Origin of the sequence: Sphingobacterium cellulitidis, from assembly GCF_043187465.1 — a bacterium.
Taxonomy (GTDB): Bacteria; Bacteroidota; Bacteroidia; order Sphingobacteriales; family Sphingobacteriaceae; genus Sphingobacterium; species Sphingobacterium cellulitidis.
The window spans coordinates 4,391,770-4,410,921 of sequence record NZ_CP171136.1 but is presented as its reverse complement, the minus strand read 5'-3'; the positions used below and the strand labels follow the sequence as shown (position 1 = coordinate 4,410,921).

General features: G+C 34.6%; 17 protein-coding genes and 1 pseudogene. 10 read left to right on the top strand and 8 right to left on the bottom strand.

Translation table 11 applies throughout. The annotated features are described in order from the left end of the window. Nucleotides 1-39: 39 nt before the first annotated feature. Both ACF3OC_RS19165 and ACF3OC_RS19160 read right to left on the bottom strand, forming a co-directional pair. Nucleotides 40-426 (bottom strand): hypothetical protein, encoded by a 387-nt coding sequence (locus ACF3OC_RS19165; RefSeq protein WP_045754278.1) that lies wholly within the window; start codon nt 424-426, stop codon nt 40-42. A 96-nt stretch (nt 427-522) separates the two neighbouring features. Then, a pseudogene (locus ACF3OC_RS19160) lies at nt 523-1,152 on the bottom strand (TraM recognition domain-containing protein); the annotation flags it as partial. Nucleotides 1,153-1,181: 29 nt separating this feature from the next. On the opposite strand from ACF3OC_RS19160, the gene ACF3OC_RS19155 reads away from it, so the two are divergent. Next, on the top strand, nt 1,182-1,442 hold the full coding sequence (locus ACF3OC_RS19155; protein WP_045754276.1) for a hypothetical protein: 261 nt from the start codon (nt 1,182-1,184) through the stop codon (nt 1,440-1,442). A 445-nt stretch (nt 1,443-1,887) separates the two neighbouring features. On the opposite strand, the gene ACF3OC_RS19150 is transcribed toward ACF3OC_RS19155, so the two are convergent. Beyond that, nucleotides 1,888-2,733 (bottom strand): AraC family transcriptional regulator, encoded by an 846-nt coding sequence (locus ACF3OC_RS19150; protein WP_045754275.1) that lies wholly within the window; start codon nt 2,731-2,733, stop codon nt 1,888-1,890. An 18-nt stretch (nt 2,734-2,751) separates the two neighbouring features. Continuing rightward, nucleotides 2,752-3,276: an FUSC family protein gene (locus ACF3OC_RS19145; protein WP_045754274.1), complete on the bottom strand. Its 525-nt coding sequence runs from the start codon at nt 3,274-3,276 to the stop codon at nt 2,752-2,754. Between the two features lie 116 nt (nt 3,277-3,392). Here ACF3OC_RS19145 and ACF3OC_RS19140 point away from each other — a divergent pair, with 116 nt between their 5' ends. From ACF3OC_RS19140 to ACF3OC_RS19130, 3 genes are all read left to right on the top strand, one after another. Beyond that, on the top strand, nt 3,393-4,307 hold the full coding sequence (locus ACF3OC_RS19140; protein ID WP_045754273.1) for an AEC family transporter: 915 nt from the start codon (nt 3,393-3,395) through the stop codon (nt 4,305-4,307). A 123-nt stretch (nt 4,308-4,430) separates the two neighbouring features. Further along, nucleotides 4,431-5,210 (top strand): SDR family NAD(P)-dependent oxidoreductase, encoded by a 780-nt coding sequence (locus ACF3OC_RS19135; RefSeq protein WP_093099832.1) that lies wholly within the window; start codon nt 4,431-4,433, stop codon nt 5,208-5,210. A 33-nt stretch (nt 5,211-5,243) separates the two neighbouring features. Beyond that, nucleotides 5,244-5,717, top strand: a complete 474-nt coding sequence (locus ACF3OC_RS19130) for a Dps family protein (RefSeq protein ID WP_093099830.1) — start codon at nt 5,244-5,246, stop codon at nt 5,715-5,717. A 1,042-nt stretch (nt 5,718-6,759) separates the two neighbouring features. On the opposite strand, the gene ACF3OC_RS19125 is transcribed toward ACF3OC_RS19130, so the two are convergent. From ACF3OC_RS19125 to ACF3OC_RS19115, 3 genes are all read right to left on the bottom strand, one after another. After that, nucleotides 6,760-6,912 carry a hypothetical protein gene (locus ACF3OC_RS19125; protein WP_392470529.1) on the bottom strand — a complete coding sequence of 51 codons (153 nt, stop codon included), beginning with the start codon at nt 6,910-6,912 and terminating at the stop codon, nt 6,760-6,762. 836 nt (nt 6,913-7,748) lie between these two features. Beyond that, nucleotides 7,749-7,916: a hypothetical protein gene (locus ACF3OC_RS19120; protein WP_179221520.1), complete on the bottom strand. Its 168-nt coding sequence runs from the start codon at nt 7,914-7,916 to the stop codon at nt 7,749-7,751. 201 nt (nt 7,917-8,117) lie between these two features. Further along, entirely contained in the window at nt 8,118-8,744 is a 627-nt protein-coding gene (locus ACF3OC_RS19115) for a hypothetical protein (RefSeq protein ID WP_392470526.1), read from the bottom strand. A 536-nt stretch (nt 8,745-9,280) separates the two neighbouring features. On the opposite strand from ACF3OC_RS19115, the gene ACF3OC_RS19110 reads away from it, so the two are divergent. The 4 genes from ACF3OC_RS19110 to ACF3OC_RS19095 all read left to right on the top strand — a co-directional run bounded on the left by ACF3OC_RS19110 (nt 9,281) and on the right by ACF3OC_RS19095 (nt 15,724). Next, nucleotides 9,281-9,730 carry a ferritin-like domain-containing protein gene (locus ACF3OC_RS19110; RefSeq protein ID WP_306427059.1) on the top strand — a complete coding sequence of 150 codons (450 nt, stop codon included), beginning with the start codon at nt 9,281-9,283 and terminating at the stop codon, nt 9,728-9,730. Nucleotides 9,731-11,759: 2,029 nt separating this feature from the next. After that, nucleotides 11,760-12,749 (top strand): NAD(P)H-dependent glycerol-3-phosphate dehydrogenase, encoded by a 990-nt coding sequence (locus ACF3OC_RS19105; RefSeq protein ID WP_094281937.1) that lies wholly within the window; start codon nt 11,760-11,762, stop codon nt 12,747-12,749. Next, the gene (gene ggpS / locus ACF3OC_RS19100) at nt 12,746-15,016 is read left to right on the top strand and encodes a glucosylglycerol-phosphate synthase (RefSeq protein WP_277711739.1); all 2,271 of its coding nucleotides are present in this window, start codon (nt 12,746-12,748) and stop codon (nt 15,014-15,016) included. Before ACF3OC_RS19105 ends, ggpS begins: the two co-directional genes overlap by 4 nt. Before the next feature lie 384 nt (nt 15,017-15,400). Next, on the top strand, nt 15,401-15,724 hold the full coding sequence (locus tag ACF3OC_RS19095) for a BCCT family transporter (protein WP_256962580.1): 324 nt from the start codon (nt 15,401-15,403) through the stop codon (nt 15,722-15,724). A gap of 413 nt (nt 15,725-16,137) precedes the next feature. Here the strand turns inward: ACF3OC_RS19095 and ACF3OC_RS19090 are convergent, their stop codons facing one another. Further along, complete coding sequence (locus ACF3OC_RS19090; protein WP_392470524.1) at nt 16,138-16,335, bottom strand: CsbD family protein; 198 nt, start codon at nt 16,333-16,335, stop codon at nt 16,138-16,140. Nucleotides 16,336-17,016: 681 nt separating this feature from the next. Between ACF3OC_RS19090 and ACF3OC_RS19085 the strand changes: the two genes are divergently transcribed. Both ACF3OC_RS19085 and ACF3OC_RS19080 read left to right on the top strand, forming a co-directional pair. Next, nucleotides 17,017-17,679: a MarR family winged helix-turn-helix transcriptional regulator gene (locus tag ACF3OC_RS19085; protein WP_392470523.1), complete on the top strand. Its 663-nt coding sequence runs from the start codon at nt 17,017-17,019 to the stop codon at nt 17,677-17,679. Beyond that, the gene (locus ACF3OC_RS19080) at nt 17,676-19,148 is read left to right on the top strand and encodes a phytoene desaturase family protein (RefSeq protein WP_392470521.1); all 1,473 of its coding nucleotides are present in this window, start codon (nt 17,676-17,678) and stop codon (nt 19,146-19,148) included. Before ACF3OC_RS19085 ends, ACF3OC_RS19080 begins: the two co-directional genes overlap by 4 nt. Nucleotides 19,149-19,152 lie beyond the last annotated feature (4 nt).

Genomic DNA, 19,152 nt, shown 5'->3' with positions numbered 1-19,152 from the left:
ATGCACGATGAAAGGATTCATCGTGGAAATCAAAAAAGATTAACAGAATTTCGGAGGTTGCCAGATGGCAGAACGGTAATTGTTATCAGAAAATGTATCGTCCAAAGGCAAGGTTTTGGGTTCTTTGCCTACAAGTTTTTTGGTTTCTATATCAAAACTAAAAGGGGGGACAAGTACAAAACTGATATTCAAAACATCGATATGTACGATAAACGGTAATTGTTTGTCTTGTTCATAATCGTCATCGTGTGGATGGTTTTCCAGATGGCTCCCGGCGTAATGAACTTCCAAAAATTGCAAAACAGTAACCTCCGGATTTTTTTCTTTGTGATCGAAATAATGCTCTATAAGTATAGGAAACTTCAATAACTGACCTAATTCAGTTGTCGAAATTAAATACACAGACAATAATAATATTGAAAACATTTTTTTCACTTAACAAAGTTAATAAAAAAGTCTGCTCTCTTTTATAAGACGCTGTAATTTAAAATATTTCAAAATAAATGATTTAAAAATTCAATATTATCCCTCCTGTATCAAATGCTGTAAATTCGGGTCGTTCTTTATACGCTCCATTTCACTTTCCACGATATGAACAATGTCTAATTTTATCTGACGATAATTGTTCTCAATATCCCGTTTCATATTATCTTCTCCCCTTTCATCGACAAAGGATAAAATTTCCGGTATCTTCTGGTACGCTTTTGTTTCGGCAGCAACTTTCTCGTTATCTACTACAATTTCTGCGTGAAATATCTTTTGTTCTATACGTTCGTCAAAGTTATCGGACACTGAACCGACAAACATACCTTGTGTAAGTGTACTGATTTTTGAAGCTGGAATAAGACTGTCTAATTGGGTAGAAATTGAAGTTGATTTGTCATTTCGGTTAATCGTCATACTTTGGCGTTTCTGTAATACTTTCCCAAAGCGTTCTGACAGGCTCTTTGCCGTTTCGCCCACGACCTGACCGCTAAAAATATTACCGACCGTATTCTGAATTACCTTAGCTTCCTTATCTCCATAGTCACGAATTAATTGGGAAAAATCCTGAAAGCCTAAGCAAACCGCTACCTTATTACTTCTCGCCGTTGCAATAAGATTGTCCAAGCCTCTAAAATAAATTGTCGGTAACTCGTCTATAATGACAGGTGCTCTTTGGAGGCCATAACTATCTATATATGGAGCTGGAGTTGGCAAATTCATGGAAACAGGGCCTGGGATATGGCCTGGGGGGAGTCGGTGGAGCTGCCATTGCACAGAACGCCATAAAGGGAAAAGGCATCGTATGGAACATCCACGACAAGCAGTTCAATATTTTCAGGAGCTGTAAGGATTTCAATGAATTCATCTTAGAGAGATATCCCGAGGGCGTTCAGGAATGCATAGATAGACAGCCCGATCTTCAGCAGGTTCGAGCAGCTGTTGAAAAGATCAAGTAGACATTGACAATTCATTTTGTGTGTTATTTTGTTTTCATTCTCTATCGATTATCCCTAATTTTATTTTAGGGTCATATCGCTTTTTTATTAAAATCCTCATTGATAATGTAAAACGAACGTACCATACCGGTGCTATAAAATTCAAAAGGAAATTCATTATTATTGCACATTTGATTAGAGCATGGATGGTCACAGGATATTTTCCAGAGTTCTTTATTTTATGAACTGAAAACACTAATACAGTTTATCACAAATTTTTCTAGATTGTCTTTTTTTGGAGGGTTACAATTACTTCCATAATTGTTCTTCATTTTGCTGTGAACAGTGAATTTAATAAGGATAATTACTCTTATACTTTTGGCAGGTTTGTTTGGCTATGAGAAGTAGATTTTGACCGATTAATGAACTCATTTTGTAATAAAATTATTTTTTATAATTCCTTGTGTCATTTCTTTTTTTTAGAAAGATCATAAAGAGATGGACTGTGACCTGTGTTGTTCTTATAAAAATGAGAAAAATGGCTTTCATCATTAAATCCAAATTCTTCAGCAATTTGGCTCATGTTAAATTGTCCAGATTTCAGTCTTTTATTAATAAGCATCAAACGGTAATGATTAAGGTATTCTCGGTAATTTATATCAAAATTACGTTTGAAATAGGCACTGAAATACGTAGTGGCAATGTTGAAATGTGAAGCAATATTCTTTATTTTTACTTTGTCAGGAATGTAAATGTGCTGATGGATATATGAAATCAATTGTTCCCTTGCTGGAAAATGGTCATTTCCGTTAAGCGACATATCCTGCATAGCTTCCTTAATAATGCCGAAAACAGAAAGCACCTGATGAAAAACGACAGGTGATGTAACAACATTATGCGAGTTGTTGTAAAGAAGTATATTATCAATTGTATTTCGTAGTATTTGATGAATTTCCGGGCTAAATTCTAATTTAACTTCCTTCAAGATTTTGTTGTTCATAATGCTTTCAGGATTGTTATTCATATAATCTTGAAATTTCCAGTGCTCTTTACTGCTAAAATAGTCATCTGTAAATTTAATGCAGATGACCCTGGTTTTTGTATCCATTTTAAAATTATGCTCATCCTCCGGAGAAATCACAAATAAGTCTCCTGAACAATATGAAAGATGATTTTGATTAATCTGATGAATCCCCATTCCATCATAAATATACACCAGCTCAAAATAATTTTGACCGTGAATCGTAAGGTGAAACGAAGCTTCTTCAAAATCTAATATTTCTAACGGGAAAAACTGTTTTAGTTTAGTCATGCTTTGCTCTCTCAAAAATTACTTGTTCGTTTTTATTTTTATTTGCTCTATGACGATAGTAGCGACAAGAGAGAGAGTACATCCGGCAACAGATTCAAGAAAACGCATTAATCCTGACCGCCAGACAATTTCAAAAGCTTTGTCATGGGTGCTCAATCCAACAATAATAACAGTAATACATCCAATTTTTAACGCTCCTGTCCATTTAAAAACAGAAATAAAAATACAGGTACAGAACAATGCAATGCCAATTGACAAAAAAAGATTTGTAGTAAAGTAAACTATTATTGTTGTCAGCAAAACTCCTACAAATGTGCCCAAAAGTCGGTCTTTCATCAGACTTTTAGCATTTTTTGGGAGGTCATCAAAGACCACAATAGCGGATACGGCACACCATATACCACTTAAATAATCATCAGAAAGTTGTAGTAACTTATTAATCCCAAGACCTAAAAAATAAGAAATTAGGATAACAAGCGTAAGTAAAGAAGCTTTTACAACAATACCGGCATCTGGGGGGTCTTTAAAAATTTCAAATTTCACAAATTATTTTTCAGATAGGTTAATATAACACAAATATACAAACCTTTATTTATTTTATACATACATGGCGGTATTCCAATCTGCTAATTTTGCATAGTTAAAATATTATTGAAATTATGGTCAATTTTGTGATGATAGCATTCTGCATAATTGCCGGAATGATATTTCGAAAAGCAAAATTAATTCCGCAAGATGCACATAAGGGAATCAACACATGGATTTTATATCTGGCACTCCCTGCTGTTTCTTTTAAATATATTCCTAAGATTGAATGGAGCAGCCAAATGTTATTTCCTGCTCTTTCTCCTATATTGGTTTGGGCTGGATGCTGGATTTTTATGGAATTTTATTCCCGGTACAAAGGGTATGGTCAACGCTCCCGAAGTACACTTGAGCTTGCTGGAGGTTACAGCAATACGTCTTTTATAGGGTTTCCATTGATTATGGCATATTATGGCGAACAAGATTTAAGCATAGCCATCATTTGCGACCAAGTGATGTTTGTACTTTTATCCACTGTAGGTATAATTTCAGCAATTAAAGGAAACCGTTCAGATAAAGAAGGAATAAAAGCATCAGTTTTGGTTAAAAGATTGCTGACTTTTCCGCCCTTTATAGGTTGTATGGGTGCACTTATCTTATCTAAGGTGACAGATTTGAGCATAGCTGAACCTTTCTTTGATAAATTGGCAGCTACGGTAGGACCATTAGCTCTTTTTTCCGTAGGGTTACAATTGAAATTTAAGGGATGGAAACAGGAAATCTCCCAGATTTCAATGTCCATGTTATACAAATTAATGATTGCTCCGGCATTGGTTTTAATTGCTTCAATTTTGTTAGGAATTAAAGGAGATATTGCACGTATAAGCGTATTTGAAGCAGCAATGCCCACCCTTATTACTTCCAGTATTATTGCAGAACAATTCAGGCTTAATGCGAGGTTAATTAACCTGATTATCGGAGTTAGCATTTTAGTTGGTTTTATTACTACAGCATTCTGGAACAGCATTATGCAGTTATTGGTTATCTGACAGATTTTAGAATGATTAAATCTTTTCTACATCATTTTGTCATCGTTCTACAAATAGACTTGGCTGATAATAAAGTAAATTTGTAATATAAAGAACAGATAGCTAACCTTAGAAAGATGAAATATGGACAATTTCAAAGATAAAACAGTATTTGTAACCGGAGCAGGTGGCGGAATTGGAAAAGCAATTGCTTTGACTTTTGCTAAGAAAGGTGCCCATGTAGCTTTGGCAGATGTAAAAAAAGAATTCGTAGAAAAAGTGGCTAAAGAAATCAAATCAATTGGAGGTAAAGCTTTGGCCTTGGCTGTAGACGTAACAGATTATGCTTCCGTAAAAAGTGCAGTAAGTGAAACAATAAATACCTTTGGAAGTTTAGACGTAGCCGTAAATAACGCTGGTGTAGTGGGTATAGGAAGTATCGAGGAAATAGACGAACATGAATGGGACAGAGTACTTTCGGTAAATGCAAAAGGTGTTTTTATATGTACTAAAGCGGTGTTAGAAGTCATGAAACCACAAAAAAGCGGAGCCATTATCAATACGGCCTCTATAGCCGGCAAAATGGGTATGGCACATTTATCACACTATGTAGCTTCTAAATTTGCGGTGATTGGTTTTACCAATAGTATTGCAAAAGAGGTTGCCGAAACGGGAATTACCGTAAATGCTATTTGCCCTGGTATCATTGGTACAGGGATGTGGCGTGGTGAAGGTGGTATCGCAGACCGCTGGAAACAAGCCGGAGAAACCGAAAGTCAGTCATGGGAACGTAACAAGAAAACACTGATACCGCAAGGTGTGGATCAGAGTGCAGGGGATATTGCTGATGCGGTTTTATTCATCGCTTCTGCTCCCCATATCACAGGGCAAGCCATAGCTGTTGATGGTGGGATGACTATGTAAAAAAGTATTATTAATAAATAAATAAATCAAGAAATGAAAACGCAAATTGGAATTAAAAGCGAAAACAGACAGGCAGTAGCCGAAATTCTTTGTAAATTATTGGCAGATGAATTTGTATTGTACACCAAAACAAGAAATGCACACTGGAATGTTGAAGGACCTGACTTTCATTCTATGCACATTTTCTTCGAAGGTCAGTATCAACAATTGGCAGACTTGATGGATGGTGTAGCTGAACGTATCCGTACGATAGGTCATTATGCCCCCGGAACATTAAAAGAATTTTTGGAACTTACGCATCTTAGCGAAGTCTCTAACCAAAAAAATGACAGTGCTGGTTTTATAACAGAACTCTTGGCTGATCATGATACTATAATCGATTTTATCAGGGGTAGTATTGATGCGGTTCAGGAAAAATATAACGATGCCGGTACCAGCGATTACATCACCGGATTTATTGAAACCCACGAAAAAATGGCGTGGATGTTAAGAGCACATTTGAAGTAGTAATCTATTAAAATCTCTTATATTATTGAACAAATGCAACAAATGCAACGTTTAGTTAAACAAGTTGCATTTATTTATTATAGCTTATTAGGATAGATCTCATTTGCTATTTTTTAGTAAATTCTGATTTCGCCAAATGTTTTTAAAATTTAGCATTATTCCGCTTAATAACCTAATCTTGTTGTATACGTTAAAATCTTAGGTAGGTCTGAATATCAAGTTATTGTGGTTTCCATATGACAATTTCTTATAAATATTTGAAAAGAATTAATGAAATTTATTAGAATTAATCGATAAAAAGGTATAAATGAAGTAATTAACTTGCAATTTGGTTGATTTCCATAAATTGGTGGGAAAGTTTCCTAAACCCCATCTGTGATAAGTTTATCCAAAAACTCAAAGTAGTTTTAGGAAATTTTTTTGCTTCTTTTTTTTATATTTCTTGTTCTGTTTTTTCAGTTGGTCCAACGTAAATATATGGTTTAGTAAATTTTCATTCAAGTATAAAATTTAATATTATGAATTAATACTTTAGCATGTAATGAACTTATCGACAATTAGACTCCCTAAAAACATTAATCAAAAATTCAACCTGTAATCCTTCATTATGGGAAATTAGAGGTCTCAAAGCTTTCTTGGAGGACCCTTTGAAATAACTTACTGTTTCCTTTAAATCAACCGTCACAAATACGTCACAGCTGTAAATTTTGAATAATAAAAAGAAGTTCATAAATTGCTAAAGCAAGCAGGAAACATAGATTTTTACTCCTGTTGAGGAGAGCCGGCCTGCAGACTCTTAATCTGTGGGTCCTGAGTTCGAGCCTCAGCGGGGTCACTGGAAACCATCTCTAGAAATTAGGGATGGTTTTTTGCTTTGGATTTCCCAAACCATAGACACGTTCAGCTAATTCTCATAAATTACAACCTAAACGTTCAGCTTAAGCTACAGTTACCTTTGCTGAATATTTAACACTCCAAAAATCTTTATGATCCTTGGGCAGTTTTATTCATATTCTCTCTACCAATGGTAACTCCTCCGTTTTCATATTGGATCTGGATAAAGAAATGCACCGTTTGGAAAAATGGTCTTTCCAAAGATCCTTGCAAATTTAGACAGGTTTTCCTTGCGTATAGATGCATCTGGATTAGCCCTCACTAATCGCTGTAAGTTCTTTAGTCTCTCTTTACTTTTCATGGCAATCCAGTTCCTCGGGTTTTCATTTTTCTTTATTATATTTATATCTCTACACACATCCATTCTCAATTAATGGCCCAATGGCATTTTTGCTGTTGGGCTTTTGTTTTTATAATTATTATTGATTAATTTCAGCAGATTCATTCAAATATGCTTTGTAACTTTGTTTAACCCAATGGAATTGATAGGGCCATTGGGTTTTTTATGAGAACATTTATTAAAAATTAATTCTATAATTTTTGATTCTAACCCGATGGCACCCCATGCTATTGGGTTTTTTAATAGAATTAATTATCTTTACGATAAGTTTATGTCGTACATAGTGAGCGTTATCAAATGTTCCCAATGGATATTATTCCATTGGGTTTTTTGTTTTAATAATTGAAGGATTTTTTATTACTTTTAAGCGATTCAATTTTTACATTATAATCAAATAAGGCTACCCAAGGGTGTTCAGGCATTTGGGTATTTTTATTGCCGGATTGCACAGGATGGTCGTTGAATATTATATTATTATCTTAATAAAGCAATATCAACATATTTAATCACTGACCCGGTGGCCTCCCCATTACCACCGGGTTTTTAATTAGGCATATCTTTTTTAATTCACAAATTCTCCTATTTTTTCACTATATTTAAATATCAAAAACATTCATTTGGTAGTGTCGTTTTTGAGCTCAATGGATTTGTTAAGTCCATTGGGTTTTGTTTTAAATATTATTTTGTTAACTTCAAGATATTATTACATCGTTACAAATAAACTAGCTATCGATAAGCCCAATGTCACCTTATTCATTGGGCTTTTTTATACTCATACTTAAATGGGGGCTTGTTAATTAATTGATCTTAACGATGATGTAACAAGTTTCACCTTCAACATAGGTAGCATTAACATCAAAACCATTAGTATATATATCTGATTTAAGAACTGTATTTTTAGCTTCCACAATCTCAATGTTTTTACCTGACAAATCGAAATCCTCCAATTTGATATTATCTACCATCGAACTTGAGTAATCAAATATTCCATAAAACCATCGTATACAGGAACCATAAATACGCTCAATCCATTCCCAACTCTTGTTATGGTTAAATCAGTGTAAATAAGATAGAATGGTTAAAGTTCGGCTTTATAAAACTTATAGCATAAAGAAAGCCCCAACCAATTAAGGAAGGGGCTCAAAATTCAACAAATAAATTCAACATTAGATCTTATTAAGATAAAGCTTGAATTTACCTTTTACTACATCAAATCCCTCGTTTACCGCAACTGATGGAATTGTGAATTCAAAAGTGCCTTCAATATCCTCAGCTCCATTTTCTTTCTTCGTTATTTTGGTAAAATAGACCTTACCATCTCCAAAAATGTATTGAGAGTAATTTAAGTATGGATTATATCTTATAAATGAAAAATCCTCCCTTTCGTAAATTGAAATATAATCATCCATCTTGTTAATTATCTGTTTACCTGGGAGGGATTTGATAACATACTTATGGTTAAGTAGGATCTCGTCACCGACAGGAATCTTTATAAGGATAGTATGTAAGGGTGATTCTTTTAAGCCCTTCTTATTCATAGAAGCATTTAATGTTATATACCCAACTCCCTTTGCATAGTGGGGAAGGTTATGATAATTGTAATCAAAGTTAGGACCCTGACGCTGGTTGAAAGTAAACAATCTTCCTTGCTGAATAAAGGTTTCTCCATTATAGGTTATTTCGACATACTTATCATCTGGAAGTGGGTATCCCTCTTTGTCGCAGCTATAGAAAAGTGAGCTTGATAGAAATAATAAAAATAGTGTAAAAGTGGTTAAGGCTCTCTTTTTCATTTTAGATTTGGTTTATGTATGAAACGCATTCCATTGTTCGATCGCTACACTGTAAAATTGTTGTTTTGAATTACATTAAACAGCCTCTACCTATTAAGGAAGGGGCTATTAAAACGGATGTGTGAATTAAAAAGTTACAATAAGGTTGGCCAAATTTCACCGCCATGGATAACTTTATAAACTTTCTTCAATAAACCTAAAGTTTTTTCAATTTATCCATCAAATTCCACTTATGCTTTGATTATATTCATTTTGATCAACCAAGAAGTAAACCTACCCAAAATCGATCCTGATATTTCTACAAAATTTTGGCCTGGTCGTCTTTCTGGCACACGACATATTCAAATGCTGCTATTCTAATACGACCAGCTCCTTAAATCTTCAGAGCAATATTTTTAAGAACTATTATTGGTTGAGTTTGTTATTATATTAAACAATCTAAAATTGATGGCAACTACAAAATCAACAAGTTCAGAAACCAAAATTAAGTCAAAAAGTAATGCTGCTAAGGATTAAAGGACCTTTTTGAGGAATCTTTGAAGGATATTTACTGGGCTGAAAAGGAATTGGTAAAATCGTTACCAAAAATGGAGAAAAATGCAACCTCGAAAAAACTAAAAACAGCAATATCGTCTCATTTGGAAGAAACTAAACAACATGTAAGTCGGCTTGAAGATATATTTAGGTCAATCGGGGTTAAAGCTAAAGCGGAGAAATGTAATGCGATGGCAGGATTGTTAAAAGAGGGAAAAAGTATAATGGAAGAAACTGAGGCTGGAGCTATCCGTGACGCCGGAATAATTGCCGCTTCACAGAAAGTTGAACATTATGAAATCGCTACCTATGGTACCTTGGCTGCTTTCGCGAAGGTGCTTGATCATAAAGACGCATTAAAATTGCTGTTGGAAACTTTAAAAGAAGAAAAATCCTGCGATGAAAAATTAACGTCTATTGCAGATACTAATTTAAATTCCAAAGCTGAATAAATATTTTTTTAAAGTATTAAACAAAATGCCAAACTACATAGTTTGGCATTTTGTTTTTATTACCACAAACTAAATACAATTCTGCATATAAATTTACCTTAAAATGCTTAAAATTTGTTCATTTCCAGTTAGGGTATTTATTATCGGATCATTTGTCACATATTAATAATCTAAAATATTTAAGCCTTCGATTTCCCATAAACTATGGCTTTTTGGAATAATAATTATTTTCAAAAAAGATATTATTAATATGGATCATTTTCGGTAAAACCAAGAATTTACGGAGACAATATTCTCCCAAAGTGATATAGTTTTTTTGTAGAAAACAATGGCCAACTACTTATAGATTATTACCAAGAGGTAAACATCCTATATACCAAAAGAAATTGAAGGGAATTAAGAAAAGGTTTTGGTTTATCAGTTCAGAAAAATTTTTGGGCATTTCAATGATAAAAAACAAATTTGCCTAGTAGTTTTTTGAAATTAATTGAAGGAGATCAATAAAATAGGATAAAGTTTTTTATTAAATCTTAAATGGCTTCCGGGAGGAATAAAGAGGAAAGCCTAACTAAATAAGTCAGGCTCTCTAATTCTAAACTGTTATTTATACATCTTTATCTAAATCATTTAACCAAGATTTTACCTCTTCACGGCTCTTACCCATTTTTCTTGCAGTTTTCCAAATAATTCATCCTCTTTTCCTTCAACATAAAGAAGGTCCTCCTCTGTTAAATCTGTTTATTTCTGTTTAAGTTTTCCTTTAAGAATGTTCCATTACCCTTTTAAATCTAAAGAATTCACATATTTTGAATAAGTGTATTCTTAGAACAATTATTATTAAATTAGGTTTTAAGCTAGTTTAAATTTGATAGGATAGTTTTCCAGCATTGTATTGTTTGCCTTGTGTTATGTTGATAAATGGTGTTTGAATTTATTTCAGTCAATTTGCAGGTCGAAGGATTTTCATCAAAGATTTATTGTTTTAATTAATAACAAACCCTTATTCTAAATCTGATTTGATATCCTGTTTATTATCCCTCACTTTTTTTTCAATGCGAGTCTTCAGTATTTTATCGAGGAAAGATAAGCATAAACATAGAACAATGGGCAACACTTAAATAAGTGTATTCTTTACTTGCAGGCCCCCCGGTATATTAAAAATTAAGATAAATATATAGCACTATATTCTAGTTTGTAATAAAAAGGCTATAGGGGTTAATTAAATAGGGCCAAAAGCTTGGGATTAATATTTAGGCCTAATATAAAAATAATAACTAATACTGAGATGACTAGTAATAAAATGGTTTTGTCTTTATTGCTCATTACTCAAATCTAAATAAAAAGGTTTTCCAATGAAAACCTATAAACGATATATTGCTATATATGAAATACTTTCCCACATGAACAGATGTGCCGATTGGCTCTAAGAATGATATTAAACATCTATTATGCTATTTTGTTTTATGACCATTATCATTTGTATATTGGAAAAGCTATTTAAATACCATGCAATATGTGGAAAATGTTCCATCAATAAATAAAGAACGGAATAATAAAGTTTTAAAATTTTATGTTTTTTTTTAACTAAAGTTTCATCCAGACTGTCCAGATGATACATATTTAAAGGCTTTAAATTCTGTTGGGTTTACAGAATAATAATTATTACCAAGTAAATTACTTTTCGTTGATTATCTAAACTTATTATTTGGAAAGTTTCCTATTGAATTGTTGGAAATATTTAATTTACAGTATCTATATTAAACAATGCAATTTCCAAAATAATGAAGGACTTGAAATTAAAGAAATTCCTTTGAAGAGAAGCATGGAAAGATTATCATAGTTACCTATCAAACTGATTCTCAATTACGAAACAGGCAGGGGAAGGGCTTTAGGAACCATTACAATTTTTAAATTACCCAAGGATCTATCGGTAAATTTGCTTATTAGTTTATTTTTTCTTATATTTGTTTCTCATAAATTATTAAACAGCAGAATCTAAACCAATATTCTGCAAATAAATCCCAAAAGTTTGATTGAAGTAAGTGTTGTGGGTGGTGGAAGTTGGGCTACTGCTTTAGTAAAAATATTAACCGAAAATAAGATCCCAACATATTGGTACTTGCGAAGGAAAGAACAGGTAAACCATATTAAGGAAAAAGGAAACAATCCTAGTTATCTTCAGCAAATTCAGCTCAATCCATTATTTGTTTTTCCAAGTAGCAACCTGCAGGATGTGGTAGCTCAATCAAGGATAATTATTTTTGCTGTACCAAGTGCCTCCCTGGAACAGATCTGTTATAGCTTTGATTGTTCACTTTTTGATAAAAAGATTGTTTTAACCGCTATGAAAGGTACTGTTGGGGATAATAATGAAGCTCCGAGCAGTTTTTTGTGCGAAAAATTAAAAATACCAGAGTCCCAAATCGTGACCATTGCAGGACCATGTCATTCAGAAGAAATTGCAGAAAGCAAACCAACTTATCTGACCTTGTCCTGTTCAAACCAAGATACTATTGATAAGATAGATGTGTTGTTTAGAAGACCTTATGTCAAAGTGCGTAGCAACAACGATCCAATGGGGGTTGGCTATGCTTCTATTTATAAAAACGTATTAGGTATAGCCTGTGGTATGGCCAAAGGTTTAGGTTATGGCGATAATTTCCTAGCAGTGCTCGTTAGCAATGCTCTTTTCGAAATGCAAAATATTCTAAGGCTTAAAACTAATGTGCAAAGAGAGATCTTTAATTCTTCTTACGCTGGTGATTTGCTAGTGACTGGATATTCTCACAAGAGCCGAAATCGTCGGTTTGGAGAATTTATTGCCCAAGGGCATTCGGCAGAAGGAGCACTGAATGAATTAGGAATGATAGCTGAGGGTTACTGGGCAGCTAAAGGACTTTTTTGCTATGCGAAAAAACATGGGTTGGGCTTACCCATTCTTGAATGTATTTATGAAATATTATATAGAAATCATTCCGTACGATCAAAATTTGCGGAATTGGAAGGGAAATTAAGATGATGCTTTTAGCTACGGACTTAGACGGAACATTTTTAGGAGGATCAATGGAAGATCGTCTAAAACTCTATCAGATTATTAAAGAAAATAAGAATATTAAATTGGTGTTCGTTACAGGGCGAGGCTTAGAGTCCGTTATCCCATTATTGAACGATCCAACAATCCCGAGACCTCATTTTATTATTGCTGATGTTGGGGCTACTATATGCGACGGAGCTACGCTTATCCCAGTTGACCCCATTCAACATGAAATTGAAAGCAATTGGCCTTCGGTGTATGAGCTTCAAGAGGATTTTTCAGATATCCCTGGTTTGGAATATCAACGAGTACCCCAACAGCGGCGCTGTTCCTATTTCTACGATTTAAGGACAGATCTTGCTGAGGTTCGTGCTATTGCTGAACTTAGAAAATGTGAGGTGGTGACCTCCTTGGGGAAATATTTGGATATTCTTCCAAAAGGTGTTAATAAAGGAAGTACACTGAAAAAACTGGTGGATCATTTGGGATTTCCTGAAAGCAAGGTTTTAGTCGCAGGAGATACATTAAACGACCTTTCTCTGTTTCATGCTGGATTTCAAGGTGTTGCCGTTGGAAGGTCAGAAATAGCACTTTTAGAAGCTACTGAAAGTCTTTTGAATGTATACCAGGCACATCGTCCTGGAGCTGGAGGTATACTTGAATGTATGGAGGAATATTCAAATTTTTCCAACTTCGTGAATAATTTTACTGAAGAATCACTTCCTCGACAATCTTCCAAAGACCGACAGCTAGTAATGGTTTACCATCGACTTCCCTATGACCGGATCATGGTCGAAGGTAAACTTCAGCAGATATCTCCGAAAAGTCCTAATGGAATAATTCCATCCTTATTAGGGCTCTTTGAAAAGGGTAGACCCGGCATTTGGATTGGAGAGGAAGTAGATTTGGGGGATGGAAATAAGGATATGAGAAAAAAAGTTGATGCCAATAAATTTCCTAACCTTGATGTATCAGCTATCTCACTTTCCCAAAAAGACATCGATAAATTTTATAGGGTATTCTCCAAGGAGGCATTTTGGCCAACAATTTTTTCCTTTGTCGATAAGGCTAAATTTAATCATCTGGATTGGGAGCATTATTTGAAAATCAATAAGTTATTTGCTCAGCGGATAGCGAGAGATGCCGAACCTGAAGCGCTGGTTTGGATCCACGAATACAATCTTTGGATGGTTCCTTCCTTCTTGAAAATGATGCGTCCGGATCTCAAAATAGGTTTTTTTCACCACACTGCTTTCCCTGCAGCGGATATTTTTAATACAATTCCTTGGCGACGGGAAATCATAGGAAGCTTGCTGATGTGTGATTTTATCAGTTTTCATATTCCGCGATATGTCGAGAATTTTATCGATGTACTGCGCAGCCATACTCCTTTTAGGCGAATTAAGACAGTAAATGTTTCCAAACAATTTCTTACTTATAGCATGGCATTGGGTGTTGAAGAGATGACTAAATTAATTTCAGTTGAGGGACGGACGATTCGATTAGGTGCACAACCTGTTGGTGTTAATTATGAGTTGATTGAGAATTTGATAACTAAAGATGGGATTGCGCAGAGGATTGAGAAATACAGATCGGAGGTAGCAAGTAAAGATATCAAACGAATTGTATCAATTGAACGGATGGATTATGTGAAGGGACCTTTGGAAAAGGTATTGGCCTTCGGAGAATTTCTGAAGGAATATCCTGAATTTCGAGGAAGGGTCGAACTGATAAACGTTTGTACCCCGCCATCAAAAGGCATGCGCATCTATGACAAGATCAGGGATCAGGTCAATCAGGCTGTGGGAGAAATCAATGGTAGGTACGCTACTCTGGACTGGACTCCAATTCAATATTTCTTCCAAGCCCTTCCATTCGAAGAAGTCCTTATCCAATATGCTCTGGCAGATGTGGCCTGGATAACACCTTTGCGAGATGGTCTGAACCTTGTTTCCAAGGAATTTGTCGCAACGCAGGGGATTTTGAACCAATCGGGTGTTTTGGTACTTTCTGAATTTGCTGGTGCATCTGTCGAACTCCCATATTGTGTACCAACAAATCCCTATGATCGCCGAAGCATGATCGAGTCCTTACACCAGGCTCTTACTATGCCGGAGGAGGAAGCGCTTTTGCGGATCAAGAGGTCTTTACAACAAATTAAACATTATGATGTTCAGTACTGGGGAGAGGATTTTGTCAGGGAACTTGAAAAGAGCAATTACACTAACCAAGTAAATGATCAAAACAAATGAATGAATTTAGAAAATGTAGAACGCAAGATCAATAAATTTATTGACAGGACAATTCCTTATGCTCCATTTTTAATCGGTTAATTGGTTTCAAATGCATTGGTGTTTTTTTTAGGGTAATGGCTGTTCCAAATGATTCGAAAACTAGTTGATGGTACGTTAGTTTTTCAGTAGGCCTGACAATAGGGAAGTCTACAGCTGGCATTGACCAATTTTATTGAGGGGTTGTTGATTTTTTTTAGTACGCTTTTTCTATTGCTAACTATATCTCCTCGCCCAATGGAGTGTGCTGCATGGTTAAGATAGTTATATATTTATTGCTATTTTCTTGACGGGGCGGAATCAGTTGGTAGTGTATGTTTGGTATCGGCTCTCTTCCCAGGAACAGTGAACGAGATCCTAAATGATGTTAAGACCTTTATTTTTGTTAACCTGAATTGGATTTACGTCTGGTCTGTTACCATTTTTGTTCTTTTCCTTATATTTTTGATGGTCAGTAAATTTGGCGACATCAAACTGGGTAGAAACGACAGCTCTCCGGATTATTCATTTTTTTCATGGATCTCTATGCTCTTTGCAGCAGGCATGGGAATAGGGTTGATGTATTTTAGTGTTTCAGAATCTATGCAACATTATACCAATGAGATCTTTGCCAAGAACAGTTATGTCAATGCGGCAAAAAATGCCCAACTGTATACATTTTTCCATTGAGGTATCCACGGGCTATTTATGGGCTTGTCGGTCTAGCGCTGTCCTACTTTGCCTATAGATAAAAGCTTCCCCTATCCCTAAGAAGTTGTCTGTATCCACTATTGAAGGATGGGATTCAGGGCAAGTGGGAAACCACAATAAAATTTCAATCGTAAATATACATTAGGAATGCTTCCAAATAATTTTCCATGATGTAGTTTCCCGATTGGTTTGAGTATCTAATCTATTTAACTCTTGGTTTTTTTCAAGAAATCCAAATCTTTAGAAAAAATGTATTCGAAGAGCATTTGTTATTAGTGGTAGGATATCGATTAAATAAATCTAGGTATATTATTAAATCTTGAACCAAATCAAGTAGGGTTTATGAAGAGAGCCTAACTGATTAGGTTAGGCTCCCAGATTCTAACTGTTATCTATGCTTCCTTATCCAAATCATTTATCCATGATTTTATCTCTTCACGGGTCTTGCCTGTTTTTTCCTGCAGCCTTCCATAGAGTTCATCTTCTTTTCCTTCAACATAAAGAAGATCGTCATCTGTTAAATCTGCATACTTTTGTTTAACCTTACCTTTTATGATGTTCCATTTTCCTTTTAAATCTAAAGAATCCATATATTTTTAATTAAGTATATACTAAGTAACACAGCCAATTAAATAAGGTTTTCGAAAAAAAATTAAATTAAAAAAAATACTGTTTAAACCACTTTGTATTACGAATATGATTAATTTTTTCAATTTACTTCATTACATTTTAAAGGTTGGGAATCCTTTGTCAGCATTCTGTATATCATATTTCAGGTATCCTAGTGTAATTACAGCTAGTTTGTAAGTACCTTCACATTACATGAATTTCCCGATTGTTTCCGATAATCTTTTTAGTTCAAGCTATTTTATGCTTCTGGTTTCAAGGGTTAAGTTTTCTTGTGTTCATATCTAAAATGCAGGCGGTAATTAATCCGAATTTATGTAAAGCAATTGAGCGCAGATAGCATAATAACATAATCAAACAAGCATTTCACTACCTTGTTTGAATTAAAAGGACTGCAAAATCAAGAATAGGATTTAGGGATAAAAAACGACACCTGATACGAATGCCCAATGGTAAGGTGCAAAAGCCGTATTTGGATGGATTTGTAAAAGGAGTAGAAGAGGTTTGATTGGGATGGGATTAAGTAAGTAAGGTGAACAAGGATAAACAGTAGATTTATCGACAGATTTAAAATCGAAATTTAAAAACGTATAAAAAAATACTTTTTTAAATTAAAAATAGTATAATTGTATAACAAAATAAAAATGAAGTACGATATTTTAAAAAGTGTTATCGATCTAGTTGAAGTATTTGAGATAGAAAATTCGCTAGAAAACATATATCCTGAGGATATCGAAGGCTTTAAAAGGTGGATTAACGTCAAATATAAAAGCCAGGAAATGGATAACGAACCTTATTGGGAAGGAAAAGAAAATGGGCGAAGTGCAGAAAGTGTAATTAGTACTTTAATTGTCCATATGAACAGATATGCTAAAAGTTACTCTAAATCAGCTATATACGGTTCTGATTTCTCTTCACAAGATGACTTTATATACCTGATTAACTTAAAGGCGTTTGGCGAAATGACCAAAATGGACTTGATAAAAAAGAACGTTCACGAAAAACCCGCCGGAATGCAAATTATCAATCGTCTGATTTCTCAAGGTTGGGTCAATCAAACGGATTCTGAAATTGATAAAAGAAGTAAAGTTTTAAAAATCAGCATAAAAGGATTGAATGTTTTAGAAAACCAAATGGATAGAATCAGGAAAGCGACTGAAATAGTTACAGGAGACTTAAACCATTCCGAAAAAATGGAGCTGATCAAATTGCTCAATAAACTCAATAAGTTCCATCAACTTATTTATAACAAGAATATTGAAACAGAATATTTATTGAATGAAGCTTTAAAGGATAAAAGGCGATGAAGAAGAAAATAGCCGTTATAGGGTCAGGATTCTCGGGTCTATCTGCAAGTGCCTACCTGGCAAAGGCAGGTAATGAAGTTCACGTGTTTGAAAAACATGACCGGCCGGGAGGTAGAGCACGACAGTTTTCAACCGATGATGGATATGTTTTCGATATGGGTCCCAGCTGGTACTGGATGCCAGATATTATGGATAGTTTTTTTGCTGATTTCGGTTGTCAAACTTCTGATTTCTTTGAGTTGATATCGCTGAACCCACAGTTTGAAGTAGTTTTTTCAGAAGGAAAAATCAGTATTCCTGAAAGTTTAGAAGAGCTTAAATTCTTGTTTGAAAGAATCGAAAAAGGAGCCGGATTGAAATTGGAAAAATTCATGCAAGCTGCAAAATTCAAGTATGAAGTAGGAATGCAGGATTTTATCAATAAACCCTGTCACAATTGGAGTGAATTCCTATCTTTTAAAATAGTCAAAAGTGCGATTAAATTGGATTTGTTGACGGGCTTCAGGGCTTATGTTGCTAAATATTTTAAAAGTGAAAAGCTAAGGACCTTAATGGAATTTCCCGTAATTTTCCTGGGTGCTTCTCCAAAGGATATCCCTGCATTGTATAGTCTGATGAATTACGGTGGTTATGCTTTGGGGACACATTATCCTATGGGCGGATTTTATCAATTGGTTTTGGCAATGAAAAAAGTAGCCGAAAATCAAGGGGTCTATTTCCATTTCAACAAAACCGTTGAAAGTATAAACACAGGTAGCGAGAAGGTTAGCTCTTTAACCATAAATGGCAAGATCCATGAATTTGACGCTGTCATTGCTTCGTCGGATTACCATCATACAGAAACCCTATTAAGTAAAGAGAACAGAAATTATTCTGAAGAATTCTGGCAAAATAGAACCTTTGCACCCTCCAGTCTAATTTATTATTTAGGGATCGATCAAAACATCCCCAACCTCGAACATCATACACTTTTTTTTGAGAATGATCTTGATGAACATATCGATTCTATATATGAGGAAAAAAAATGGCCAGAAAGGCCTCTCTTTTATTCCTGTTGCCCTTCCAAAACAGACAGTACATTAGCTCCCCTGGGCAAAGAGAACTTATTCCTTCTGATGCCGTTGGCAATCGGAATTGACGATGGAGAAGCTACACGCGAACTATATTTGAACAACATGCTTTCTAGGATAGAAAGGCATACAGGGATAAAAGATCTACGATCAAAGATCGAATACAAAAGAAGCTACTGTGTCAGCGATTTTATTTCGGATTATAATGCCTATGGTGGGAATGCCTATGGCTTGGCTAATACGCTAGGTCAGACTGCAGTCCTAAAGCCCAAAATAAGAAATAAAGGATTGAAAAATTTATTCTACACAGGTCAATTGACCGTTCCTGGACCTGGAATCCCTCCATCCATTATTTCGGGTAAAATAGTAGCAAACGAATTAATCAAACTAAAAAATTAAAACC